Origin of the sequence: Streptomyces sp. ISL-43 (assembly GCF_018614195.1) — a bacterium.
In the GTDB taxonomy this organism is placed as follows: domain Bacteria; phylum Actinomycetota; class Actinomycetes; order Streptomycetales; family Streptomycetaceae; genus Streptomyces.
The window spans coordinates 1-25,037 of record NZ_JAGGOT010000041.1 but is presented as its reverse complement, the minus strand read 5'-3'; the positions used below and the strand labels follow the sequence as shown (position 1 = coordinate 25,037).

Below are 25,037 nucleotides of genomic sequence, written 5' to 3'. Positions count from 1 at the left end.
CCTACTTCGCGGCCGTGCCCGCCACCCACGCCCCGGCCGCCGCGATCGCCGCCGCCGCAGCCGGGAGCGGCAGGCCCAGGAAGCCGTGGAAGACCCCCGGGGCGAGATGGACCGCGCAGTCCACCCCCGCCCTCCCCAGCCGGCGCCCGTACGCCAGGCCCTCGTCCCGCAGGACGTCGCAGTCCGCGAGGACGAGGAGCGTGCGCGGGAGGCCGGCCAGGTCGGGGGCGCGGAGCGGGGAGACGTGCGGGTGGGCCGGGTCGCCGCCGTACTGGTCCCAGTACCAGGCCATGTGGGCCGCCGTGTGGAAGTACCCCTGCCCGTACTCGGCCACCGACGGCGAGTCCATCGACGCGTCCAGGGGCGGGTAGAACAGCAGCTGTCCGGCCACCGGTTCAGGGGCCCGCAGCGCGGTCACGGCCGCGAGGTTGCCCCCGCTGGAGTCCCCCGCGACGACCAGCCGCGAGCGGTCGCAGCCCAGTACGGCGGCCCGCGCGCGGGCCCACAGCACGACCGTCAGCGCGTCGTCCGGCGCCGCCGGCCAGGGGTGTTCGGGGGCGAGGCGGTAGTCGGCGGAGACCACCACCGCGCCCGAGGCCGCGGCCAGCGCCCGGCAGAGCGCGTCGTGGGTGTCGAGTCCGCACATCACCCAGCCCCCGCCGTGGAAGTACGCGACGAGCGGGCGGCCCGAAGCACCCGGCGCCGGATCGTAGATCCGGACCGGGACGCCGTCCGCGACCGCGTCCCGCACCGAGGCCACCTCCACACCCCCCGGTGAGCCGCTCGCCGCGGCCCGCAGGGCCACCACGTCCCCCGGCCCCGGGAAGGCCGCCGACATCGCCTCGCACAGCCTGCGGGCCGCCGCGGACAGAGAAGCGCTCATCGCGTCGTCAGCCCCCCGTCGACCGTGAACTCCGCCCCCGTGATGTACGAGGACGCGTCCGAGCAGAGGAAGAGGACCAGCTCCCCGACCTCCTCGGGCCGCCCGATCCGCCCCAGCGGTACGTGCGACCAGTCCCGCCCGGCGACCGCCTCGCTGACCATCGGGGTGTCGATCGCCCCCGGATGCACCGAGTTGATCCTGATCCGGTCCCCGGCCAGGTCCAGCGCCGCCGACTTCGTGAGCCCGCGCAGTGCGAACTTGCTCGACCCGTACGCCGCGTGGCCCGGGATGCCGGTCAGTCCGGCGGTGGAGGAGACGTTGACGATCGAGCCGCCCGCGCCGGCGCGCAGCAGCGGGGCCACCGCCTGGATGCCGAGGAAGGGGCCGAGCAGGTTGACCCGCAGCAGGGCTTCGAAGTCTTCGAGGGCCTGCCGCTCGACGTGCGCCGTGCGCCACAGCGCCGCGTTGTTGACGAGCGCCGAGACGGTGCCGAAGGCGCGTACGGCCTCACGGACCACCTCCGCCCAGCTGTCGGCGTCGGCCACGTCGTGGCGTACGTAGAGCCCCTGATCGCCGAGCGAGGCGGCGACCGCGCGGCCCTCCTCCTCCCGGATGTCGGTGACCACGACCCGGGCGCCGGCTTCCGCGCACAGCCGGGCCTCGGCCGCGCCCTGGCCGCGGCCCGCGCCGGTGATGACGACGACCTTGCCGTCTAGGGAGACGGACACGGCTCAGCCCTCCAGTGCGCGGAAGTGCGGGATGACGCTCTCGCCCCACTGGCGGATGGTCTCCATGCACGCCTCCTGCGGGACGGTGCCCATCTGGATCAGGCACATGACCTCGTCCACGCCGATCTCGCGCAGCCGCTCCACGTAGGCGATGGCGGTCCGGGCGTCTCCGTAGGCGTGCTCGGCGTTGTAGGTGCCGGTGTCCACGGGGCGGGCGGGGATGTTCGCCTCGTGGAGCCTGGCGACGAGTTCCTCGCGGCTCCGCTCCAGCGCCGCCACGTGCTCCTCGGCGCTCTCGTCATCGGAGTAGCCGGTGGGCTCGGGGGCGTTGCCGTACCAGTGCGCGATGGACTCGGCGAAGAAGCGCTGGCCGCGCGTGCCCAGGCGCAGCGCGCGTTCGGCGTCGTCGAGGACGATGGTCGGGCAGAGGGCGGAGAGGTGGTCGTTGACCTCGGTGGAGACGAGGCGCTCCCCGGTTCGGGTGGCGATGGCCTCGTCGTAGACCTTGCGCATCTCGCGGACGTCGTCGGCGCCGGCGAAGCCCATCACGAGTGCTCCGATGCCCAGTTCGGCGGCGAGCTTGAGGGTGTCGTGCTTGGAGCAGGCCATGAAGAGCGGCGGGTGGGGGTCTTGGACCGGGCGGGGCAGGATCGCGCCGGGGCCGATGTCGATGGAGCCGTGCCACTCGAACTTCTCCTCGCGCCACGCCGAGGAGAAGATCCGCAGCGCCTCTTCCATCTGGGGGTAGGTGTCCTCGGGCCTGACCCCGTACATGGACATCTCCTGGCGGGTGGCCCCGCGTCCGGCGCCGATGTCGACGCGCCCGCCGGAGAGCACGTCGAGCATCGCGGCGCGTTCGGCGACGCGTACGGGGTGCTGGTAGCCGAAGGGCAGGGTGACGACGCCGTGGCCGATGCGGATTTTCCGGGTGCGGGCGGCGACCCAGGTCAGGAAGATCTCGGAGGCGCTCATGTGGGCGTACTGGGTGAGGGCGTGGTGCTCGACGGCCCAGATCCGGTCGAAGCCCATCTCCTCGGCGAACACGGCCTGTTCGACGCAGTCGTGGATGACCTGGCGTTCGCGTTCGGGGGTCGGGTCGACGAGCTGGGCCTCGAAGATCATCGAGAACTTCACGGAGAGCCTCCCAACCGTGCACGGGCACGGCGCGTGACGACGTATTTCGAATAGGAATACTTCTAGCAGGCATGTCCTGCCGGGGGAAGAGTCACCGCGAAGACCGGTCGTAGACTGCGCTGCGTGGCGAACCAGGCGGCAGACGAGACGAACAAGCGCGCGCTCCCCGCGACCAGCTGGGCTGTGCTCGGGCTGCTCTCCTTCGGAGAGGAGCTCTCCGGCTACGACCTGAAGAAGTGGTCGGACTGGTCGCTGCGCTTCTTCTACTGGAGCCCATCCTTCAGCCAGATCTACAGCGAGCTCAAGCGGCTGGAGCAGGCCGGCTACGCCTCCTCGCGGATGGTCGCCCAGGAGACCGGCACCCGCGACAAGCGGGTGTACCGGATCACCGACGAGGGCATGACGGCCGTACGGGAATGGGCGCGCGAGGCGCCCGTCGACCCGCCGGTGCTCAAGCACGGGCCGATGCTGCGGCTGTGGCTCGGCCACCTGCTGGAGCCGGAGCAGATGCGCGACGTCCTCGTACAGCACCAGGAGTTCGCGGAGAAGATGCGCCGGCGCGCGGTGGCCGACGCGGACGGGGCCAAGGACGAGGCCTCGTGGGCGTACCCGGCGCTCACCCTCAAGTGGGCGGAGCGCTACTACGCCTCCGAGCGCGACCTCGCGGCCGCCATGCTCGACGACATCGAGGCGCTGGCGGCGGACCGGGGTCCGGACGCCGGGGCCGGGGCCGGCAAGCCCCGCAGCTCCGGCGCGTCCGCCGCGTCCGGCAAGCGCCCGTAGGTGCGCCGGAAGTAGAGCAGCGGCGCACCTTCGCGGTGCGCCGTCAGGGCGGTGACCCGGCCCAGCGCGATGGCGTGGTCGCCGCCGTCCAAGACCGCCTCCAGATCGCATTCGACGGCGGCCAGGGCCCCGTCCAGCAGGGGCGCGCCGTTGCCGGCCGCCCGCCAGGGGACGCCGGTGAACTTGTCGCCCCCGGTGACGGCGAACCGGCGGCACAGGTCCTGCTGGTCGGCGGCGAGGATGTTGACGGCGAAGGCGCCGGCGGCCTGGATCTTCGGCCAGGTCGTGGACGTGCGGGCCGGGCAGAAGCAGACCAGCGGCGGGTCCAGGGACACGGAGGAGAAGGACTGCACGGCCATCCCGACGGGACGGCCGTCGGCTTCGCGCGCCGTGATGACGGCGACACCGGTACAGAAGCTGGACAGGACCGACTTCATGCCGGACATGAGAACCTCCCCTGATTATTCCTACTAGGTATATGCCTAACCGAAACACCTGTGATTGGATACCGCCCACGCTCGCTCGTCAAGTAGGGAGGGTCCGATGCCACCACCGCCCCCGCCGCAGCCACCCGCCACGCTCGCCCTCCTCCCCATCCACGCCGCCGCCGCGTACGGGGAGTTCGAGGCCCTCGCCGACGGAGAGGTCCGCTGGACCTTCGCCCGGCTCGCCGCCGAGATCGCCGCGGCCGCCCGGGCCGCCGTCGCGCACGGGATCCGGCCCGGGGACCGGGTCGCCATCTGGGCCCCCAACAGCCGCCGCTGGATCACCGCCGCCCTCGGCGCGGTCGGCGTCGGAGCCGTCCTCGTACCGGTCAACACCCGCTACAAGCCCGCCGAGGCGGCCGACATCATCCGGCGCAGCGGTGCCCGCGTGCTCTTCACCGAGCGCGGCTTCCTCGGCACCGACTACGCCCGCGACCTGCACGCCTCCGGCGAGGAGCTGGGGGCGCTCACCTCCACCGTGATCCTGCGCGGCGGACCGGGCGACGCGACCGGTGCCCCCGGCACCGGCGCCTACGACGCCACCGGCTGGGAGGCGTACCTGCGGGCGGGCGAGTCCGTTCCCGAGGAGGAGCGGGCCGCGCGCGCGGCCGCCGTGCGCCCCGACGACCTCAGCGACATCCTCTACACCTCCGGCACCACCGGCCGCTCCAAGGGCGTCATGACCACCCACGGCCAGACCCTCCGGCTCTACGCCTCCTGGTCCGGCCTCGTCGGCCTGCGCCCCGGCGACCGGTACCTGCTGGTCAACCCCTTCTTCCACACCTTCGGCTACAAGGCCGGCGTGCTCGCCTGCCTGCTGCGCGGCGTCACCATGCTCCCCGAGGCCGTCTACGACACCGACCGCGTCCTGCGGCGCATGGCCGCCGAGCGCGTCACCTGCCTGATGGGTCCGCCGACCGTCTTCCACGGCCTGATCCGCCACCCGGACCGGGCCGCCTACGACCTCTCCGCGCTGCGCCTGGCCGGCACCGGGGCCGCCTCCGTGCCCACCTCCCTCGTCGAGGAGATCCGTACCGAACTGGGTGCGCCCGAGGTGTTCACCGCGTACGGGCTCACCGAGTCCGGCGGGGTCGTCTCCGTCTGCCCCACCGACGCCGACGCCCGGACCCTCGCCCACACCGTCGGACTGCCGCTGCCGGGTACCGAGGTGCGGATCACCGACCCCCTCGGCGCGGTGCTGGCCGCCGGGGAGCCGGGCGAGGTGCAGGTCCGCGGCTACCACGTCACCCCCGGCTACCTGGACGACCCGGCGAGCACCGCCGAGGCCGTGCTGCCGGGCGGCTGGCTGCGCACCGGGGACATCGGCGTCCTCGACGGGCGCGGCTACCTCGCCATCACCGACCGGCTCAAGGACATGTACGTGGTCGGCGGCTTCAACGCCTATCCGGCCGAGGTGGAGAACGTGCTGCTGACCCACCCCGCCATCACCGACGCCGCGGTCGTCGGCGCCCCCGACGAGCGCCTCGGCGAGGTCGGGGTGGCCTACGTCGTCACCACCGGGCCGGTCGCCTCCGACGAGCTGACCGCCTGGACCCGGGAACGGCTGGCCAATTTCAAGGTGCCGCGCAGGTTCGTCCGGGTCGACGGACTCCCGCGCAACGCGGGCGGCAAGCTGCTGAAGACGCAGCTGCGCCGGGCGGCCCGAGGGGAGTCGGCGTGAGGGCGCTGGAGCCGACCGCCGAGCAGGAGGAACTCCGGGCAGCGGTACGGGCGGTGCTGGACCGGCATCCCGGCCACGCGGCCTGGGCCCCGCTGACGGCCCAGGTGGGCACGGCCGCGCTGGCGGTGCCCGAGGAGTACGGCGGCCTGGGGTGCGGGAGCGCCGAAGTCGCCGTGGTGATGGCGGAGCTGGGGCGCGCGCTGAGCCCCGTACCGTATCTGGGCTCGGCGGTGCTGACCGTACGGGCGCTGCTGGCGGCCGGGGACCGGGAGGCGTGCGCACGGCACCTGCCGGGGCTGGCGGACGGGTCGGTCGTGGGGGCGCTGGCCTGGGCGGAGGAGGGTGGCTGGGAGGCCCCGGCCCTCGCGGCGCGGGCCGAGCGGGCGGGACGGGCCGGGCGGACGGGACCTGCGGAACGGGCCGAGCCGTCCGCGACCGGCGCCGGCGGCTGGCTGCTCAGCGGCACCAAGCGCTACGTGCTCGCCGGACCCGTGGAGCCCTCGCTGCTGCTCGCCTTCGCGCGGACCCCCGAAGGCCGGCTCGGGCTCTTCGAACTCACCGCCCCGTGCGCGGCCTTCACCGTACGGTCCGCCATGGATCGCACCCGCCCGCTCGCGGAGCTGACCATGGACCGGACCCCGGCCCGGCTGCTCTCGCCCGACGGGGCCGCGGTCCTCGCCCGGGTCCGGGACCTGGCGTGCACGGCGCTCGCCGCCGAGCAGGCGGGGGCGGCGGCGCGGGCCCTGGAGACGACGGTGCGGTACGCGAAGGAGCGGGTGCAGTTCGGGCGGCCCATCGGCTCCTTCCAGGCGGTCAAGCACCGGCTGGCCGACATGTACACGGCCGTGGAGGGCGCCCGCTCCCTCGCCCTGGCGGCGGCCGCCGCCGATGCCGCGCCGGCTCCGGCGGCCGCGGCCAAGTCGGCCTGCTCGGAGGCCTTCGCGTACGTGGCGGGCGAGATGATCCAGCTGCACGGCGGGATCGGCATCACCTGGGAGCACGAGGCGCACGAGTTCTTCAAGCGGGCGCACGGCTCGGCCATGCTCTTCGGGTCCCCCGCCGCGCACCGTGAACGGCTGGCGTCCCACCTGGGGTTCCTCCCGGCAGGGTGACGGCGGACCGGCGGGGGGCTGCCGTACCCTCGGGCCCATGACGGGCAGTGCGATAGACCTTCGCAAGATCGAGGAGACCGCTCCGGCGCTGGTGAGCCTCTACGAGGAGGCCGGGCACTCACTGCGCAAACACGGCATGGCGGGCGGTCGCGCCTGCGTCTACCTCGTCCTGGACTACTCCGGGTCGATGCGCCCGTACTACGAGGACGGCAGCGTGCAGGCCCTCGCGGACCGGGTGCTGGGGCTGTCGGCGCACCTGGACGACGACGCCCGCGTACCCGTCGTGTTCTTCTCCACGGAGGTCGACGCGGTGGAGGAGATCTCCCTCCGGGGCCACGAGGGGCGGGTCACCGCGATCGCCGCCGGGCTCGGGCACATGGGCAAGACGGCCTACCACGCGGCGATGGACGCGGTGATCGACCACTACCTGGATTCGGGCACGGCCGCCCCCGCGCTCGTCGTCTTCCAGACCGACGGCGGGCCCGTCAGCAAGCCCGCCGCCGAGAAGTACCTGTGCAAGGCGGCCCGGCTGCCGCTCTTCTGGCAGTTCGTCGGCTTCGGGAACACGCGCAGTTCGCAGTTCGACTTCCTTCGGCGGCTCGACGAACTGCCCGTGCCGGACAAACGGGTCGTGGACAACGCCGGCTACTTCCACGCCGGCCCCGACCCGCGGACCGTCACGGATTCGGAGCTCTACGACCGCCTGGTCGGTGAGTTCCCGGCGTGGCTGGCCGCGGCGCGCGCGGCGGGCATCGTGCGCGCCTGAGCGGCGACCGCCGGCACCTCGCGCTTTGATGGACGTATGACGACGAACAACTGGGCCGTATTCGAGAAGGCGGAGCCGGACTTCGCGGCGGCGGTCAAGGCCCGCTTCGCACAGTTCCCGCACCACGTCCTCGCGACCCTGCGCAGGGACGGCTCCCCCCGCGCCACCGGGCTGAATGTCGACATCCGCGGCGGTGAGCTGTGGCTGGGCATGATGCCGGGCTCGATGAAGGGCAAGGACCTGCGGCGCGATCCGCGCTTCGCCCTGCACACGAATCCGGGCGCGGGCGAGACCATGCCCGACGGGGACGTGCGGATCTCCGGGCGCGCGCTGGAGATCGTGGAACAGCCCGAGCTCCACCGGTACGCGGAGGAGACCGAGTCCCCGCACCCCTTCGACCTCTTCCGCGCGGAGCTGACGGAGGTCGTTTACGTCGGCGTCGAGGGCGACGACCTCCTGGTGCGCTCGTGGACCCCGGAGCACGGCATGCGCACCCTGCGCCGGGGCAATGACGACGAGCCGGCCCGCGAGGAGCCGACGGCGTAGCCGGGGAGCCGACGGTCCGGCCGGCGGCCTAGCTGAGCGGCAGGCGGCCCTTCTTGGGGGTCGGGGCGCCGACGTCCACCCAGTTCCGGTCGATGTTGATCGTCACGTCGCCGTACGTGGCGTCGTGGTCTCCCCGGAACTGGTGGGCCCGGCGTGCCCCGGCCCACTGGCGGGTGCCCGTGGGCAGGCCCATGTCGGCGTCGGTGACGGAGGCCTCGCCGTTCCAGCGGGCCACCCACAGCACGTCGGGCATGGCGTCGGGTGCCTGGGCGTAGTGGGCGCTCAGCGCCTTGGCCCCCGAGCTGGCCGCGACGTAGGCGGCCGCCCGGTAGCCCAGCTCGTGCAGGCGGACCGTCCAGGCGGTGAGGTAGGCGACGACGGGGGCGTCCCAGGTGGCCCGGTCCGTGTAGTTCTCCAGGTCGTTGTAGAGGACCGCGCCCTCGCCAAGTCCCAGGGACCTGGCCGCCTGGGCGGCGCCGTCGGCGGCGGCCATGCCCTGCTCGTTGGCCTCGGACGGGTCGGTGGACAGGCCGGTGGAGGCGCTGTGCCAGGGCTGGGGGCCGACCCAGATCGGCATCAGGTGCCAGCCGGCCGCGGTCTGCCGGCTCACCCACTCGGCGGTGAGCTGCGGCTGGGCGCAGGCCCGGGCGCGGCCGCCGATGTAGACGCCGACCGCGCCGAAGGGGGAATCGGCCCGCCAGGCGTTCATGGCCCGCTGGGTGGGGGCGGTGCAGGCGTCGAAGCCCTCGCCGGTGTAGGGCTCCTGGACGGCGGTACGGGGACCTCCGCCGACGGCGACGGCCGGCTCGACGGGGCGGGGGCCCCGGGCCGCGGGCGGCGCGAGCGCGCGGGCCCGGCCGAGTACCCCTCGTACCACCTCGGGCGTGGTGCCGTAGGAGACGGTGGCCATCAGCCCGGCGCGGCGCAGGGTGTAGCGGATCTCGTTGCTGTCGCCCCGGACCTTGGGCAGGGGGTCGCCCTCGTCGCCGCCGACGGTCGGGATGTCGGCGCGCGCCGGGGCCCCGTCGAGGGGTTCCAGGTGCAGGGTGTCGGCGCGGGGGGCGGCGGCGCGGGCGGCTCCGCATTCGCCCTGGGTGCCGGCGTGCCCGAGGTAGAGCGTGGGCAGGTCGAGGCGCAGGCAGGCTTCCGGGTTCCGGTCGAGGTCGACGACCCGCCAGTCGGCGGGGACGGTGAGCCGCAGCCCGCGGTAGTCGACGCTGCGGCCGTCGCGGGTGCGGGCTTCGCCGCTGCGGCCGTCGCCGGTGCGGGCTTCGCCGGTCCCGCCGTCGCCGGTCCCGAGGGGGACGGGAGCGAGCAGCGCGGCGCCCAGCAGGCAGCTCAACATCATGTGGGAGGGCAGCATGTGACCCACTGTTACCAGACGGCGGGGCCCCTCCGGGCGAGTGGAGGAGCCCCGCGACTGGCCCGTCCGGCCCAGCGGGAGTCTTCTTACCCCGGCTGGTCCTGGAAGGCGGGCAGGGCGAAGACGCGCTCCTTGCCCGCCTCCTCCATGAGCTCGACGAGCGGCAGCACCAGTTCCCACAGGTCCTGCTTGCCGACCTCCCGTACGAGTCCTTCGAGCTCCGCGTCGCCCAGCCCGGCGGCGGCGTCGGCCACCACCTTGCGGGCCTCCTCGGGCAGCACGCCGACCAGCGGCAGGAACTCGCCCCACAGCGCGGTCGCCACGACGGCCCGTACCACTCCGGCCAGGACCTGCGGATCGCGCAGGGAGTCCAGCCGGGCCACGGCGAGCCGGTCCCGCTCACCGAGCAGCGCGACGAGCGGGAGCAGGGACTCCCACAGCCCTTCCGCGTGTGTCACCCTCACGAGCGAATCGAGCTCGGCCCCGTCGAGGCGGGCGGTGAGCTCGGCGATCCGCAGCCGCTGGTCGCCGCCGACCATCGCGGCGATGCCGAGGGCCTCCTCCCAGAGCCCTCCGGCCGCGGCGGCCCGTACCACCGCGCCGAGCCGGTCGTCGCCCATCAGCTCCAGGATGCGGGGCAGCCGCTCGGGCAGGTCGACGTAGAACCCGGCGCGCAGCACCGCCTCGTCGTCCACCTGGTCCAGGATCCGGCGCAGTACCTGGTCCCTCATGTGGCCGACGAAGCGGCCCATGGTGAGGTGGTCGCGGTTGTCCGCGAGGGTGACGGCGATCCGGACGACGAGCCCTTCGTCGAGCCGGTCGACGATCCCGGCGATCTTCCGGGGGTCCAGGTGTGCGCAGGCCTCGGCGGTGAAGGAGACGGGCAGCTTCTCGATGATGTCGGCGGCCCGGCCCGCCTCCAGCCGGCCGGCCACGGCGGCCGCGAGCCGGGGTCCGAGCGCCTTCTGCGAGATGGCGGCCGCCACCCCGGCCGGGACCAGCTTGGTCGCGGCGGCGATCCGGTCGAGCATCTCGGGCGCTCCGTCGTTCAGTACGCCGCTGACCTGCTCGCGGAACGCCCGTACGTCCTCGTCCGGCAGCCCGCGCAGGAAGCCGAGCTCCCCGGCGTCCACGCCCACCAGCCGGGCGATCTTCTCCACTTCGGCGCGGCTCATCGGAACAGCACCTTGCGTACGGCGCCGCGCGCGATGGCGGGCACGAGCTTGAGCGCTTCCTCGGCGGCATCGCCGAGCCCGTCGACCTGCCGCGCCCGCTCGGCCCTCAGCGCCTCGGCGAGCCGGGCGAGCTCCCCGCCATCCAGCCCCGCGAACGACGAGGGAGGCCGAGCGCCCCCCAACTCCCCACTCAACCGGCCCAGTTCCTCATCGATACGCACGGGAGACCTCCCACACCAGAGACGACGACGGCTCGCTCGCCCCGAGCGTGGCGCTGGATTGACTATTAGTCAATACTCGCGGGTAGCCCCCCTGCCGTACCTGCTGCCGGGACCAGTCGTCAGGGTGTCGTCGCCCGGACCGGCGCTAACCGGCGGCGGCCGGGGCGGCGGCCCGTTCCAGGACCTCCAGGACGGTGTCGCGGAACAGCGTGGCCTTGTAGGCGGTCTGTGGCAGCGGCCGGCAGCGGGCGAGCACCGTCGCGGCCGCCGCGGCGAGGACCGCGGGGGTGGCCTCGCGGCCGATCAGGGCAGCCTCCACCTCCGTCAGCCGCAGCGGAACCCGCGCCACCCCGCCCGCCGCGACGGCAGCGTGCGTGACGGTGGCCCCGTCCAGCGCGAGCCGGGCGGTGGCCTCGACCAAGGGCCATTCGGCATGGGCCCGACTGGTGGCCCGGTGGCAGGCGGCTCGTTCGCCCGGCAGGGACGGCGGCAACAGGACGGCGGTGAGGACGCGGCCCGGCGGCAGCAGGTGGTCGGCGTGGTGGAGCCGGTCGCCGTCCCCGTACAAGTCGGCCACGGTGCGCGGCGGTTCCCCGTGGATCTCGGCCTCGGCGTCGTAGGTGAGCAGGGCCATCGCGAGGGTCGACGGGTGCGGGGTGATGCAGGGGCCGCCGCCGCTGACCACGCCGAAGTGGTGGTCGCCCTCGCGCGCGGGGCAGCCGGCGCCGCCCTTCTGGAGGCAGCTGAAGTGTGGATTGCGGTAGTACCAACAGCGGTTGCGCTGGAGCAGGTTGCCGCCCAGGGTGCCGACGGCGCGGATCTGCGGGGTCGCCACGATCCCGGCCGACACCGCCAGGGCCGGCCAGCCGGCGCCCACCAGCGGATCGGCGGCCAGCTCGGCGAGCGTGGTCAGGGCGCCGATCCGCAGCCCGCCACCGGGCAGCGGTGTGCAGCCGCGCAGGCCGCCGACGCCGTCGAGGTCGGTGAACGGCCCCGGGGAGACGCCGCTGCGGTGTCGGGCGGTGGTGTCGGTGCCCCCGGCGCGCAGCTCCCCGCCGCGGGCCAGGACGGCGGCCGAGAGGTCGGTGAGGGTGGGGTCGGTGCTCACGTACCCAGTCCTTCCAGGAGCCGGTCGGGTCGGATGGGCATGTCGTACGGGCGCCAGCCGGTCGCGTCGTGGACCGCGTTGGCCAGGCATGCCGCGGTGGGCAGGGTGGCGATCTCGCCGAGGCCGACACCGCCGCCGGGGACGTGTTCGAAACCCTCCTGGTGGAAGTGGATGGTGATCTCGGGGGTGTCGCCGATGCCCGGGATGCGGTAGTCCTCCAGGTTGTCGGTCAGCACCCGCCCGGTGGCCGGGTCGACGCGCCGCTCCTCGAACAGTGCGTAGCCGACGCCCTGGACGACGGCGCCCTCGCACTGGCTCCGGGCGAGGCGGTCCTCGTGGATGCGGCCCGCGGCGATACCGCTCCACACGCGCAGCGGGCGGATCCGGCCGAGCCGCGTGTCCACCTCGACCTCGGCGACCTGCACCGATCCGGTGAAACCGCGGCCGATCGCCACCCCACCGGTGGTCAGGTTGAAGGGGGTCACGTAGCCCCGGCGGTCGCGGGTGCGCCGGCCAGTGACCCGTACGCCGTTCGCCCCGTCCAGCCGGGCGCCCAGGTCACCGTCACCGGCGCCGAGCGCCTCGCGCAACCGTGCGGCGGCGTCCGCGGCGGCGGGCACGATCGACGGTGTGGTGCGGCTGCCGCCCGAAGTGGGGCCGTGCACGGCATCACTTCGACCGACCTCGGCCCGCACCCTGCCCTCGGGCACGCCGAGTCCTTCGGCGACGGCCCGGCGCAGTACGGTGCGCGAGCCCGTGCCCATGTCCTGCACGGCGCAGCGGGCGACCACGATCCCGTCCTCGACGGTGAGCTCGACCTCGGTGACGGGGTCGAGGAAGTACAGCCAGTTGGCCGCCGCGACGCCGACGCCGCGGCGGAACCGCCCGGTGCCGCCGCGGGTGCCCGACCAGGCCGGGAGGGCCGCGGCCAGGTCGTACAGCGCGTGGCGTTTGGGGTTGCCGTCCCAGCGGCGGCGCAGGGCGACGGGATCCTCGCCGAGCCGGTGGGCCATCTGGTCGACGGCCTGTTCCAGGGCCCAGCACATCGTGGGTCCGCCGGGGCCGCGGAACGGAGCGCCGGGCGGCCGGTGGGTGACCGTGTCGAAGTCGCGGAGCCTGCGCGGGGCCTTGCCGTACATGAACCGGGCCAGCGCCGCGACGGTGCCGCCCACCGAGACTCCGCCGTCGGTGTCCACGTCCATGGCCAGCGCGCTCAGCTCGCCGGCGGCGTCCGCGGCCATCGCCAGCCGGATCCGGGTGCCGGGCCGGTACCCGCCGTCGATGAGTTCCTCGTCCCGGTCCAGCACCACCCGCACCGGTGCGCCGTGCAGCCGGGCCAGCTCCGCCGCGGCGACGACGTCGGAGGTCAGCCCCATCTTGCAGCCGAAGCCGCCGCCGACGTGGACGGCCCGGGCCACCACCCGTTCGAGGGGCACGCCGAAGCGCTCGGCCGCGAGTACGGCCACCTCTTTGACCGACTGCGTGGACACCTCCAGGTGGAGGGTGCCCTCGTCCCAGCGGGCCAGACAGGCGTGCGGTTCGAGCGGGGTGTGGGTCTGCGCGGCGGTCGTGAACAGGCCCTCGACCACCCGCTCGGGGCTGCGCTCCCGGGCCTCGGTGATGCGGCGCACGGCCGCGGCGGGCCGCTTGCTCATGGCGGAGGGTCCCCGCCGGTTCCCGCGCCAGCGGGCGGGCACCAGTTGGGGAGTCTCACCGGACCCGGGCGCCAGCTTGCGCGCCGCCTTGTCCTCGTAGACCAGCGGCCCCTCGCCGGCCCGGGCCCGGCTCACGTCGAGGGCGGCCGGCAGCACCTCGTAGTCCACCCGGACCCGCTCGGCGGCCGCCCGCGCGGAGGCCCGGTCGGGCGCCGCGACCGCCGCCACCGGCTGCCCGACGTACCGCACCACGCCGTCGGGGGGCAGCAGCGGCACCAGCGGAAGGTCTCCGGCCTCCAGGGACCGTACGTGTGCGTGCGCGTGCGGCGAGCGGATGATCACCCCCTCCAGCAGCCCCTCGGGCCGGTGATCGGTGGTGTACCGGGCCGACCCGTCGACCTTCTCCGGAGCCTCGGCGCGCGGGACCGGCCTCTCCTCCGCATCCGTCTCGTAGTCGCCCGCGCAGGCCGCGGCCACCGCGCTGAAGATCCCCTCGTACGCCCCGCAGCGGCACAGGTGGCCCGCCAGCGCCTCCGCGATCTCCTCCCGCCCCGGCCGCCTCCGCCCGTGCGCGGCCCGCCACCGCGCGAAGAACGCGGCCGCCTCGACCACGAACCCGGGGGTGCAGTAACCGCACTGGAGGGCGTCCTCACCGGCGAAGGCACGCCCGACCGGGTGACCGGCCAGCCCCTCCACCGTCGTGACCCGCCGCCCGGCCAGCCGGGCCGCCGGCGTCAGGCACGACACCCTGGGCTCCCCGTCGACCTGGATCGTGCAGGCCCCGCACACCCCGCCGGCGCAGACCAGCTTGGTGCCCGTGAGCCCCAACCGGTCCCGCACCACCTCCACGGCGGCCGGATCGTCGTCCACGTCCACCGCACACGGGACGCCATTGACCTCAAACTCCACGAGACGCACTCCTCAGCCGTGGGGTGGCGACCGCCGCACCTCGCGCGCTCGCCTTCATCCCCCTTGATATCCCGCTCCCGCGGTCCGCGCAGTTCGGCACGCACCCGACGCGACCCCGGACTCACCGCCCGGCGAGCTCGGATACGCAGAGCCGTATGTCGTCCCGCTGCCCGGACACACCCCACTCACCAACGTGTCGCCTACGAACTGACGAGCCGCGCGCACCGAGGCACGGGCCCGAGGGAACCGCTGCTGCCGAGACAAGGACATACACCCAATCGCCTTAACGCTGAGCTTCCAAGGCCATACAGAACGTCGCAGCGGTGTCGCTTACCGTGGGGACCGGCAGAGCGACGGATACGCAGGAGGCAACGTGAGCGGCAGCGGATGGACCAGCACGTCGATGCCGTACCTGACCCCCCGCACCGCCGGGGCCTCGGACGCCTGGACCGACGAGGCCGAGTCCGCGGGCCGTCGCGGCGGGCAGCGCATCCTGCACGCCGGAGAGCTCGGCGCCCCGGCTGAAGTCGCCCGGATGCTCGGCCTCGCGACCGGGGAGACCGTTGTCGCCCGCCGCCGGATCATCGAACTCGACGGCGAGTCAACCGAATTGACCGACACCTACTACCCTGCCGACATCGCCGCGGGCACCCCTCTGGCCGGAACGGCGAAGATCCGAGGCGGTGCCGTGACTCTGCTGGCCGAGCTCGGACACACCGGTGCACGGGCCGTCGAGAAGGTGTCTGCACGGATGCCCGGCCCTGAGGAGCGGGAACACCTGCGCCTCGGACCGGTCGAACCCGTCCTGCAACTCGCACGGACCACCTACGACTCGGCGGGCCGACCGATCCAGGCCGACGTGATGATCATGCCCGCCGGACGCCAGCAGTTGCGGTACGAGATCGACATCGAGGTCGCATGACCTTGTCCAGTTCCGAAGCCGCAGGCCTCGACCCCCGGCCGCTCCACGCACGCATCGCCGCCGATCTTCGTGACGAGATCATGAGCGGGGACCTCGCACCGGGTGCGAAACTGCCTTCCACCACGCGGCTGAAGGCCCGCTTCGACGCCTCCAACGCCACGATCCAGAAGGCCGTGCAGCTCCTGAAAGACGAGGGGCTGGCCATCGGTCGGGCGGGCGCGGCAGTGACCGTACGGGACAACCGTCAGCGGACCGTGCGCCCGGCCGGCTCCCTCACCCCGGCCGCGGACGGGGCGGCCTACCCGTGGCTCACCGAAGCCTCCGAAGGGGCCTCCGCAGCACACAGCGCCCTGCTGGTGGTGGAGGAGGTCTGTGTCGCCGGAGACGTCGCTGCCGCGCTCGGCCGCCCGGAGGGCAGTCCGGCCGTGTGCAGGCGCCAGCTGATCAGCATCGACGGCGAACCCGCCGAGCTGGTGAGCTCGTACTACCCGCCGGACCTCGCGCGCGGCACCGCCCTCGCGGAGCCCCGCCGGATCCGGGGCGGCACCCCAACCCTGCTCACGGAGCTCGGTTTCGCGCCCCGCCGCAGTGTGGACCGGCTCTCGGCCCGGGTCGCGACGCAGGAGCAGTACACCGCCCTGCGACTGCCCGGCGACCTGCCCGTCCTGCGGACCCTCCGTACGGTGTACGGCGCCGACGACCTCCCCGTCGAAGTCACCGTCATGGTGAAGGCCGGCCACCTGTACGAGCTCCAGTACGAGTTCACCCCCGAGTAGCCCGCGCCGGAAACGCCACAACGCCCGCCACCCCTGGTCGGGGACGTGGCGGGCGCTGTGTCGAGTGCCGCACTTCGTTGTACGGACCGTATGAGGGGTCCCGGCCGGAGCCGGGGGTACTGCGATGCCTCAACCACCACCCGACGGCCGGAGGCCGGCGCAGCCGGGCGAAGCCCGGGAGGCCGCCTGCGGCCGAGCGGTGCGAGTGCGGCGTAAGGAATCAGACGGTGATCGAGCGGTCCGTCGGCTTGACCGGGTACGGGAGGGCGCTGGTGCCGGTCAGGAAGCGGTCCACGCCGCGGGCGGCCGAGCGGCCTTCCGCGATGGCCCAGACGATCAGCGACTGGCCGCGGCCGGCGTCGCCGGCGACGAAGACGCCGTCGACGTTGGTCGCGTAGGAGGCGTCGCGCTCGATGTTGCCGCGGGCGTCCATCGCGAGGCCGAACTGCGCCGTCAGGCCGTTCTCCTGGTCGGTGCCGGTGAAGCCCATCGCCAGGGTGACCAGCTGCGCGGGGAGGACGCGCTCGGTGCCCGGCTTCTGGACGAGCTTGCCGTCCTCGAAGGCGACCTCGATCAGGTGGAGTTCCTGGACGTTGCCGTCCTCGTCGCCCTCGAAGTGGGTCGTGGAGACGGAGTAGATCCGCTCGCCGCCCTCCTCGTGGGCCGAGGTGACCTTGTACAGCATGGGGAACGTCGGCCAGGGCTGGTTGGCGTTGCGGTCCTCGCCCGGCTTCGGCATGATCTCCAGCTGCGTGACCGAGGCCGCGCCCTGGCGGTGGGCGGTGCCCACGCAGTCCGCGCCGGTGTCGCCGCCGCCGATGACGACCACGTGCTTGCCCTCGGCCGTGATGGGGGGCGCCATGAAGTCGCCCTCCTGGACCTTGTTCGCGAGGGGGAGGTACTCCATCGCGAAGTGGATGCCCTTGAGGTCGCGCCCCGGGACCGGGAGGTCGCGGGAGACCGTCGCGCCCGCCGCGATGACCACCGCGTCGAACCGCTTGCGCAGGTCCGTGGCGGTGACGTCGCGGCCGACCTCGACACCGGTACGGAACTTGGTGCCCTCCGCACGCATCTGCTCGATGCGGCGGTTGATGTGCACCTTCTCCATCTTGAACTCGGGGATGCCGTAGCGCAGCAGGCCGCCGACGCGGTCGGCGCGCTCGTACACCACGACGGTGTGCCCGGCCCGGGTCAGCTGCTGGGCCGCGGCGAGACCCGCCGGGCCGGAGCCGATGACGGCGGCCGTCTTGCCGGACAGGCGCTCCGGCGGCTGCGGGGTGACGTCGCCGTTGTCCCACGCCTTGTCGATGATCGAGACTTCGACGTTCTTGATCGTGACGGCCGGCTGGTTGATGCCCAGCACGCAGGCGGACTCGCACGGGGCCGGGCACAGCCGCCCGGTGAACTCCGGGAAGTTGTTCGTCGCGTGCAGGCGCTCGGAGGCGGCGGTCCAGTCCTCGCGGTACGCGAAGTCGTTCCACTCGGGGATCAGGTTTCCGAGCGGGCACCCGTTGTGGCAGAACGGGATGCCGCAGTCCATGCAGCGGCCGGCCTGCTTGCTGATGATCGGGAGCAGCGAGCCCGGAACGTAGACCTCGTTCCAGTCCTTGAGCCGGTCGGCCACCGGACGGGTGCAGGCGGTCTCGCGCGGGGTGGTGAGGAAGCCCTTCGGGTCAGCCATTGGTCGCCGCCTCCATCATCTTCTCAGTGGTCTCGGACTCCGAGAGTCCGGCCAGCTCAGCGGCGTCCTTGGCGGCGAGCACTGCCTTGTAGGTGGTCGGGATGATCTTGCTGAAGCGGGCCGCCGCGGCGGGCCAGTCAGCCAGGAGCTTCGCGGCCACGGTCGAGCCGGTCTCCTCCTCGTGGCGGCGCACCACGTCGTGCAGCCACTGCTTGTCGGCGTCGGAGGGGGTTTCGACCGCACCGGCGTTGCCGACGTTGACGTTGTTCGCGTCGAGGTCGATGACGTACGCGACGCCGCCCGACATGCCGGCCGCGAAGTTGCGGCCCGTCTCGCCGAGGACGACCGCCGTGCCGCCGGTCATGTACTCGCAGCCGTGGTCGCCCACGCCTTCCGAGACCACCAGGGCGCCGGAGTTGCGGACGCAGAAGCGCTCGCCGGTGCGGCCGCGCAGGAACAGCTCGCCGCCGGTGGCGCCGTAGCCGATCGTGTTGCCCGCGATGGTCGAGTACTCGGCCAGGTGGTCGGCGCCGCGGTCCGGACGGACGATGACGCGGCCGCCGGAGAGGCCCTTGCCGACGTAGTCGTTGGCGTCGCCCTCCAGGCGCAGCGTCACGCCTCGGGGCAGGAAGGCGCCGAAGGACTGGCCGGCGGAGCCCGTGAAGGTCAGGTCGATGGTGTTGTCGGGCAGGCCCGCGCCACCGAACTTCTTCGTGACCTCGTGGCCGAGCATGGTGCCGACCGTCCGGTTGATGTTGCGGATCGCGACCTGGGCGCGGACCGGCTGGGCGTTCTCCGCGGAGTCGGCGTTCAGCGCCTCGGCGGCGAGCTCGATGAGCTCGTTGTCGAGGGCCTTCTCCAGGCCGTGGTCCTGCTCGATAAGGGCGTGGCGGACCGCGCCCTCGGGCAGCTCCGGCACGTAGAAGAGGGGCTCCAGGTCGAGACCCTGCGCCTTCCAGTGCGTGACGGCCTTGCTGGTGTCGAGGAGCTCGGCGTGGCCGACGGCCTCCTCGATCGTGCGGAAGCCCAGCTCGGCGAGGAGCTCGCGCACCTCCTCCGCGATGAACTCGAAGAAGTTGACGACGAACTCGGGCTTGCCGGAGAAGCGGTCGCGCAGGACCGGGTTCTGGGTGGCGATGCCGACCGGGCAGGTGTCCAGGTGGCAGACGCGCATCATGACGCAGCCGGAGACGACGAGCGGCGCGGTCGCGAAACCGAACTCCTCGGCGCCGAGCAGCGCGGCGATGATGACGTCGCGGCCGGTCTTGAGCTGGCCGTCCGTCTGGACCACGATGCGGTCGCGCAGCCCGTTGAGCAGCAGGGTCTGCTGGGTCTCGGCGAGGCCGAGCTCCCAGGGGCCGCCCGCGTGCTTCAGGGACGTCAGAGGAGACGCGCCCGTACCGCCGTCGTGGCCGGAGATGAGGACGACGTCCGCGTGGGCCTTGGAGACACCCGCGGCGACCGTGCCCACGCCGACCTCGGAGACCAGCTTCACGTGGATGCGGGCCGCCGGGTTGGCGTTCTTGAGGTCGTGGATCAGCTGAGCCAGGTCCTCGATGGAGTAGATGTCGTGGTGCGGCGGCGGGGAGATCAGGCCGACGCCCGGGGTGGAGTGCCGGGTCTTGGCGACCCACGGGTAGACCTTGTGGCCGGGCAGCTGGCCGCCCTCGCCGGGCTTGGCGCCCTGCGCCATCTTGATCTGGATGTCGTCCGCGTTGACCAGGTACTCGCTCGTGACACCGAAGCGGCCGGAGGCGACCTGCTTGATGGAGGAGCGGCGCGCCGGGTCGTACAGGCGGTCCGGGTCCTCGCCGCCCTCACCGGTGTTGGACTTGGCGCCCAACTGGTTCATGGCGATGGCGAGGGTCTCGTGCGCCTCCTTGGAGATGGAGCCGTACGACATGGCGCCGGTGGAGAAGCGCTTGACGATGTCGGCGACCGACTCGACCTCGTCGATGGAGATCGACGGGCGGTCCTCGCTCTTGAAGCCGAAGAGGCCGCGGAGCGTCATCAGGCGCTCGGACTGCTCGTTCACCCGGTCGGTGTACTGCTTGAAGATGTCGTACCGGCGGTTGCGGGTGGCGTGCTGGAGGCGGAAGACCGTGTCCGGGTCGAACAGGTGCGGCTCGCCCTCGCGGCGCCACTGGTACTCGCCGCCGATCTCCAGCGCGCGGTGCGTGGCCGCGATGCCGGAGGCCGGGTACGCCTTGGCGTGGCGCGCGGCCACTTCCTGGGCGATGACGTCCAGGCCGGCGCCGCCGATCTTGGTGGCGGTGCCCTCGAAGTACGCCTGGACGAACTCCTCGTTCAGGCCGACGGCCTCGAAGACCTGGGCGCCGCGGTAGGAGGCGACGGTGGAGATGCCCATCTTGGACATGACCTTCAGGACGCCCTTGCCGAGCGCGTAGATCAGGTTCTTGATGGCCTGCTCCGGCTCCAGGCCGGACAGGAAGGTACCGGCGCGCAGCAGGTCCTCGACGGACTCCATGGCGAGGTACGGGTTGACCGCGGCGGCGCCGTAGCCGATGAGCAGCGCGACGTGGTGGACCTCGCGGACGTCGCCGGCCTCGACCAGCAGACCCACCTGGGTGCGCTGCTTGGTGGCGATGAGGTGGTGGTGCACGGCGGAGGTGAGCAGCAGCGAGGGGATCGGCGCGTGCTCGGCGTCGGAGTGACGGTCCGAGAGGACGATCAGGTGCGCGCCGTTCTCGATGGCCGCGTCGACCTCGCCGCGGATCTCCTCCAGGCGGGCGGCCAGCGCCTCGCCGCCGCCCGAGACCCGGTACAGGCCCGAGAGGGTGGCGGCCTTCATCCCCGGCATGTCGCCGTCGGCGTTGACGTGTATCAGCTTGGCGAGCTCGTCGTTGTCGATCACCGGGAACGGCAGCGTGACGCTGCGGCAGGACGCGGCGGTCGGCTCCAGCAGGTTGCCCTGCGGGCCGAGCGAGGACAGCAGCGAGGTGACGAGCTCCTCGCGGATGGCGTCCAGCGGCGGGTTGGTGACCTGCGCGAAGAGCTGGGTGAAGTAGTCGAAGAGCAGCCGGGGGCGCTCGGACAGGGCCGCGATCGGGGAGTCCGTACCCATGGAGCCGAGCGGCTCGCCGGCGCTACGGGCCATCGGCGCGAGGATGATCCGCAGCTCTTCCTCGGTGTAGCCGAAGGTCTGCTGGCGGCGGGTGACCGAGGCGTGGGTGTGGACGATGTGCTCGCGCTCGGGGAGGTCCTCGAGCTCGATCTCGCCCGTCTCCAGCCATTCGGCGTACGGGTGCTCGGCGGCCAGCGCGTCCTTGATCTCGTCGTCTTCGATGATCCGCTTCTGGGCGGTGTCGACGAGGAACATCTTGCCGGGCTGCAGGCGGCCCTTGCGGACGACCTTGGCCGGGTCGATGTCCAGGACGCCGACCTCGGAGGAGAGCACGACGAAGTCGTCGTCGGTGACCCAGTAGCGGCCGGGGCGCAGGCCGTTGCGGTCGAGGACCGCGCCGACCTGGGTGCCGTCGGTGAAGGTGACGCAGGCGGGGCCGTCCCACGGCTCCATCTGCGTGGAGTGGTACTTGTAGAACGCGCGGCGGGCCGGGGCCATGGAGGTGTGGTTCTCCCACGCCTCCGGGATCATCATCAGCACGCTGTGCGGCAGGGAGCGGCCGCCGAGGTGGAGCAGCTCCAGGACCTCGTCGAAGGAGGCGGAGTCGGAGGCGTCCGGGGTGCAGATCGGGAAGATCCGCTCCAGCGCGCCCTCGCCGAAGAGGCCGGAGGCCAGCTGGGACTCGCGGGCCCGCATCCAGTTCCGGTTGCCCTTGACCGTGTTGATCTCGCCGTTGTGCGCGACGAAGCGGTACGGGTGGGCGAGCGGCCAGGACGGGAAGGTGTTCGTCGAGAACCGGGAGTGGACCAGGGCGATCGCGGAGGCGAAGCGGCGGTCGGAGAGGTCCGGGAAGAAGGGCTCCAGCTGGCCGGTGGTCAGCATGCCCTTGTAGACGATGGTGCGGGCGGAGAGCGACGGGAAGTAGACCCCGGTCTCGCGCTCGGCGCGCTTGCGCAGCACGAAGGCCTTGCGGTCCAGCTCGATGCCGCTCGCCCCACCCCCAGACTCCGTCCGGGAGGTACCCCCCGTCACGAAGAGCTGCGAGAAGGCCGGCATGGTGGCGCGGGCGCCGTTGCCGAGCAGGTCCGGGGTGACCGGCACCTCGCGCCAGCCGAGGACCGTGAGGTTCTCCTCGGCGGCGATGGCCTCGATCTGCTTCACGGCGACGGCCTGTGCGGTGCCGTCGGCGGGGAGGAAGGCGATGCCGACGGCGTAGGCGCCGGCAGCGGGAAGGTCGAAACCGGCCACCTCGCGCAGGAACGCGTCCGGCACCTGGGAGAGGATGCCGGCGCCGTCGCCCGAGTCGGGCTCGGAGCCGGTGGCGCCTCGGTGCTCAAGGTTCCGCAATACGGTCAGCGCCTGCTCGACCAGCGTGTGGCTGGCCTCGCCGGTGAGGTTGGCCACAAAGCCGACGCCGCAGGCGTCGTGCTCGTTGCGCGGGTCGTACATGCCCTGCTGGGCGGGGCGACCGTCCATGGGCGACCAGGCGGTGTTGCTGAGGCCGGTCGCGGAGTGCGTGGATGCGGAACGCATCGGCTCTCCCGTCGTCGTCGTGGCATATGTGCATAGCCGAGGGACGACGTTGGCCCTCTGCGAAATTTCGTGCAGATTACATGATGACGACAATCCCGAGAAGCGGATACGTCATTCCAGCATGCGGACACTGCCCGAAGCAGATAAGAAGGGACTTCCGTAGGTGCCCAGCGATCGGGGCACGGGACGAAGGTCCCGGTGTGGGGCGGGCCTCATTGCCCGGCGCCCTGGGTCTGATGCCCGGCGGACACAGGATCGAAACCGCCGAGTAACTGACTACTTATGTTGCCTACTGCATAGTGTCTCACTCCCTGCGCGGTCAGCCTACGGCTCCGCCGATCCAGGTTCCCAGGATGTACGTCACACCCGCGGCCGCGCCACCCAGGACGAGCTGGCGCAGACCGCTGTACCACCAGGACCGGGCCGTGACCCGGGAGACGACCGCGCCGCAGGCGAAGAGCCCCACCAGCGCCAGCAGCACCGCGGGCCACAGGGTCGCGGCACCGAGCAGGTACGGCAGTACGGGGATCAGCGCGCCCAGCGCGAAGGCGCCGAAGGAGGACACGGCCGCGACCATCGGCGACGGCAGGTCGTCGGGGTCGATCCCGAGTTCCTCGCGGGCGTGGATCTCCAGCGCCTGCTCCGGGTCGCGGGAGAGCTGCATGGCCACCTCGCGGGCCAGTGCCGGCTCGACGCCGCGCGATACGTACAGCTCGGCCAGCTCCTCCATCTCGTCGATCGGGTGCTTGCGCAACTGCTGGCGCTCTATGTCCAGTTCCGCGAGCACGAGCTCGCGCTGCGAGGCGACCGAGGTGTATTCGCCGGCCGCCATCGAGAAGGCGCCGGCGGCGAGGCCGGCCAGGCCGGTGACCACGATGACGTGCGGGGCGACGGCGCCGCCGGCCACACCGGTCATCAGCGCGAGGTTGGAGACGAGCCCGTCCATCGCACCGAAGACCGCCGGGCGCAGCCATCCGCCGTTGACGTCGCGGTGGGTGTGGTTGTCGCGGTGGGCGGTGTGAAGCGGTGCTTCGACATTGATGATGGACATGCCGGCTGTCTCCCCTTTTGTACGAGTGGGTACGCAGAGGTACGCCACGCTCGACGCGCAGGCACCCACTCCCCCTGAACACCTCGAAACTACGCACGAATTTCGGCGCCCGCCAGCAAGGTAGGCCGTACTTACCTGGGGTTTTGGGGATCGGCGACCGGGTGACGGCGGAGCGGGCGGGGTGTTTCGCGACGAGCGACAAACCACATGCCATGGCACAAATCCCCCAAGGGCTCAATATGGGTCCCATCAAGTGGAGAGGCGCGCCATGGAGCTGATTGCATGCAATCCGCAGGTCCTCCTCGAACGGGCCCGGGGCGCTCTTCTCGGGCTCGCGGTGGGTGACGCGCTGGGCGCTCCCGCGGAGAACATGAAGCCGTCGGAGATCCGGGCGAAATGGGGCCGGATCGAGGGCTTCGTGTCGGACGACCCGGCGGGCACCGACGACACCGAGTACGCGATCTTCTCGGGCCTGCTGCTGGCCCGCCACGGATCGGCGCTCACCGTCGCGCACGTCGAACGCGCGTGGCACCACTGGATCGCGGACCTGGACGAGGGCCCGTTCCGCGGCGCGGGCTTCTCGGAACGCGGCACCCTGGAAAACCTGCGCCGGGGCCTGGCGGCCCCCATCTCGGCCCAGCACCGCCACGCCTGGTCGGACGGCCTCGCCATGCGGGCGGCCCCCTTCGGCGTCTTCGCGGCGGGCCGCCCGGCGGAAGCGGCGCGGCTGGTCGCCATCGACGGCTGCGTCAGCCACGACGGCGAGGGCATCTACGGCGGCCAGGCGGTCGCGGCGGGAGTCGCGGCGGCGATGGCCGGGGGCTCCCCCGCCTCGGTCGTCTCGGCGGCCCTGTCGGTCATCCCGTCGGACTCCTGGACGGCGCGCTCCCTGCGCCGGGCGGTGACGGCCGCGCCGCGCGGCGAACGGGCCGTGCGCTCGGCGGTCGTCATCGGCGGCTACCCGTGGACGGACCTGGCCCCGGAGGCGGTGGGCCTGGCGTTCGGCGCGTTCGCCGCGTGCGGGGGCGACTTCCCGTCCTCGGTCCTGACCGCCGTCAACATGGGCCGCGACGCGGACACCACGGCGGCGGTGGCGGGCGCGCTCGCCGGAGCGATGTCCGGCGCAGGTGCCATCCCGGCCGCCTGGTCCTCGGCGATCGGCCCGGTACGCGGCAGCTGCCTCCCGTCGATGCGCGGCTACCACGTCCTGGACATCGCGGACCTCCTCACCCCGGAAGCCGAGACCCCCCGATGACCCTCACCCCGACGAACGCCCCCCGCACGACCCCGGCCCCGCCGCCCCCCATCCCGCCCGAGCCGACCCCGACCACAGACCCGTCGGCCGAGGCGACCCGCGCCCCGGCCCGGCACCCGGACGGGGCCGGCCCCCCGCCCGACCAGCCCGATGCGGCCCGGAACCCGGGTGCGACCGCAGACCCG

At 72.9% G+C, this 25,037-nt stretch carries 19 protein-coding genes and 2 pseudogenes; 9 read left to right on the top strand and 12 right to left on the bottom strand.

The features are described from left to right. Position 1 precedes the first annotated feature (1 nt). The 3 genes from J7F03_RS23785 to J7F03_RS23775 are packed head-to-tail and all read right to left on the bottom strand — an operon-like array spanning position 2 to position 2,745. Complete coding sequence (locus tag J7F03_RS23785) at positions 2-883, bottom strand: alpha/beta hydrolase (protein WP_214952677.1); 882 nt, start codon at positions 881-883, stop codon at positions 2-4. Continuing rightward, on the bottom strand, positions 880-1,611 hold the full coding sequence (locus tag J7F03_RS23780; protein WP_214952675.1) for an SDR family NAD(P)-dependent oxidoreductase: 732 nt from the start codon (positions 1,609-1,611) through the stop codon (positions 880-882). Before J7F03_RS23780 ends, J7F03_RS23785 begins: the two co-directional genes overlap by 4 nt. Before the next feature lie 3 nt (positions 1,612-1,614). Next, entirely contained in the window at positions 1,615-2,745 is a 1,131-nt protein-coding gene (locus J7F03_RS23775) for an LLM class flavin-dependent oxidoreductase (RefSeq protein WP_214952673.1), read from the bottom strand. A gap of 114 nt (positions 2,746-2,859) precedes the next feature. Here J7F03_RS23775 and J7F03_RS23770 point away from each other — a divergent pair, with 114 nt between their 5' ends. Then, positions 2,860-3,528 carry a PadR family transcriptional regulator gene (locus tag J7F03_RS23770; protein WP_214952709.1) on the top strand — a complete coding sequence of 223 codons (669 nt, stop codon included), beginning with the start codon at positions 2,860-2,862 and terminating at the stop codon, positions 3,526-3,528. A gap of 47 nt (positions 3,529-3,575) precedes the next feature. Here J7F03_RS23770 and J7F03_RS23765 read toward each other — a convergent pair. Continuing rightward, a pseudogene (locus J7F03_RS23765) lies at positions 3,576-3,965 on the bottom strand (flavin reductase family protein); the annotation flags it as partial. A 106-nt stretch (positions 3,966-4,071) separates the two neighbouring features. Between J7F03_RS23765 and J7F03_RS23760 the strand changes: the two are divergent. The 4 genes from J7F03_RS23760 to J7F03_RS23745 are packed head-to-tail and all read left to right on the top strand — an operon-like array spanning position 4,072 to position 8,118. Beyond that, positions 4,072-5,694: a FadD3 family acyl-CoA ligase gene (locus tag J7F03_RS23760; protein ID WP_214952671.1), complete on the top strand. Its 1,623-nt coding sequence runs from the start codon at positions 4,072-4,074 to the stop codon at positions 5,692-5,694. Beyond that, positions 5,691-6,806 carry an acyl-CoA dehydrogenase family protein gene (locus J7F03_RS23755; protein WP_308379935.1) on the top strand — a complete coding sequence of 372 codons (1,116 nt, stop codon included), beginning with the start codon at positions 5,691-5,693 and terminating at the stop codon, positions 6,804-6,806. The genes J7F03_RS23760 and J7F03_RS23755 overlap by 4 nt, the downstream gene beginning before the upstream one ends. 37 nt (positions 6,807-6,843) lie before the next feature. Continuing rightward, a complete protein-coding gene (locus J7F03_RS23750; RefSeq protein WP_214952669.1) occupies positions 6,844-7,572 on the top strand; it encodes a VWA domain-containing protein in 729 nt (242 codons plus the stop codon). Between the two features lie 36 nt (positions 7,573-7,608). Further along, positions 7,609-8,118, top strand: a complete 510-nt coding sequence (locus J7F03_RS23745; protein ID WP_214952667.1) for a pyridoxamine 5'-phosphate oxidase family protein — start codon at positions 7,609-7,611, stop codon at positions 8,116-8,118. A gap of 28 nt (positions 8,119-8,146) precedes the next feature. Here J7F03_RS23745 and J7F03_RS42040 read toward each other — a convergent pair whose 3' ends face one another. From J7F03_RS42040 to J7F03_RS42395, 5 genes are all read right to left on the bottom strand, one after another. Beyond that, on the bottom strand, positions 8,147-9,481 hold the full coding sequence (locus tag J7F03_RS42040; protein WP_214952665.1) for a DUF1906 domain-containing protein: 1,335 nt from the start codon (positions 9,479-9,481) through the stop codon (positions 8,147-8,149). Positions 9,482-9,567: 86 nt separating this feature from the next. Further along, a complete protein-coding gene (locus J7F03_RS23735; protein ID WP_214952663.1) occupies positions 9,568-10,656 on the bottom strand; it encodes a hypothetical protein in 1,089 nt (362 codons plus the stop codon). Continuing rightward, positions 10,653-10,877: a hypothetical protein gene (locus tag J7F03_RS23730; protein ID WP_308379934.1), complete on the bottom strand. Its 225-nt coding sequence runs from the start codon at positions 10,875-10,877 to the stop codon at positions 10,653-10,655. The genes J7F03_RS23735 and J7F03_RS23730 overlap by 4 nt, the downstream gene beginning before the upstream one ends. 145 nt (positions 10,878-11,022) lie before the next feature. Then, positions 11,023-11,985 carry a xanthine dehydrogenase family protein subunit M gene (locus tag J7F03_RS23725; protein ID WP_214952661.1) on the bottom strand — a complete coding sequence of 321 codons (963 nt, stop codon included), beginning with the start codon at positions 11,983-11,985 and terminating at the stop codon, positions 11,023-11,025. Beyond that, positions 11,982-14,549 carry a molybdopterin-dependent oxidoreductase gene (locus J7F03_RS42395; protein ID WP_214952660.1) on the bottom strand — a complete coding sequence of 856 codons (2,568 nt, stop codon included), beginning with the start codon at positions 14,547-14,549 and terminating at the stop codon, positions 11,982-11,984. Before J7F03_RS42395 ends, J7F03_RS23725 begins: the two co-directional genes overlap by 4 nt. Positions 14,550-14,922: 373 nt before the next feature. Here J7F03_RS42395 and J7F03_RS23715 point away from each other — a divergent pair, with 373 nt between their 5' ends. Together J7F03_RS23715 and J7F03_RS23710 are read left to right on the top strand one after the other, a co-directional pair. Further along, positions 14,923-15,471 carry a GntR family transcriptional regulator gene (locus J7F03_RS23715; RefSeq protein ID WP_214952658.1) on the top strand — a complete coding sequence of 183 codons (549 nt, stop codon included), beginning with the start codon at positions 14,923-14,925 and terminating at the stop codon, positions 15,469-15,471. After that, positions 15,468-16,247: a GntR family transcriptional regulator gene (locus J7F03_RS23710; protein WP_214952656.1), complete on the top strand. Its 780-nt coding sequence runs from the start codon at positions 15,468-15,470 to the stop codon at positions 16,245-16,247. The genes J7F03_RS23715 and J7F03_RS23710 overlap by 4 nt, the downstream gene beginning before the upstream one ends. Before the next feature lie 220 nt (positions 16,248-16,467). Here the strand turns inward: J7F03_RS23710 and J7F03_RS23705 are convergent, their stop codons facing one another. The 3 genes from J7F03_RS23705 to J7F03_RS23695 form a co-directional block, all read right to left on the bottom strand. Then, positions 16,468-17,928, bottom strand: coding sequence for a glutamate synthase subunit beta (locus J7F03_RS23705; protein WP_214952654.1), 1,461 nt, complete (start codon positions 17,926-17,928; stop codon positions 16,468-16,470). Beyond that, positions 17,921-22,489, bottom strand: a complete 4,569-nt coding sequence (gene gltB, locus J7F03_RS23700) for a glutamate synthase large subunit (RefSeq protein ID WP_214952701.1) — start codon at positions 22,487-22,489, stop codon at positions 17,921-17,923. Before gltB ends, J7F03_RS23705 begins: the two co-directional genes overlap by 8 nt. 376 nt (positions 22,490-22,865) lie before the next feature. Further along, complete coding sequence (locus J7F03_RS23695; RefSeq protein ID WP_214952652.1) at positions 22,866-23,597, bottom strand: VIT1/CCC1 transporter family protein; 732 nt, start codon at positions 23,595-23,597, stop codon at positions 22,866-22,868. A gap of 268 nt (positions 23,598-23,865) precedes the next feature. Here J7F03_RS23695 and J7F03_RS23690 point away from each other — a divergent pair, with 268 nt between their 5' ends. Together J7F03_RS23690 and J7F03_RS23685 are read left to right on the top strand one after the other, a co-directional pair. Beyond that, on the top strand, positions 23,866-24,852 hold the full coding sequence (locus tag J7F03_RS23690; protein WP_214952651.1) for an ADP-ribosylglycohydrolase family protein: 987 nt from the start codon (positions 23,866-23,868) through the stop codon (positions 24,850-24,852). Then, positions 24,849-25,037 (top strand): annotated as a pseudogene (locus J7F03_RS23685) (hypothetical protein); the annotation flags it as partial. The gene J7F03_RS23690 and the pseudogene J7F03_RS23685, both read left to right, overlap by 4 nt.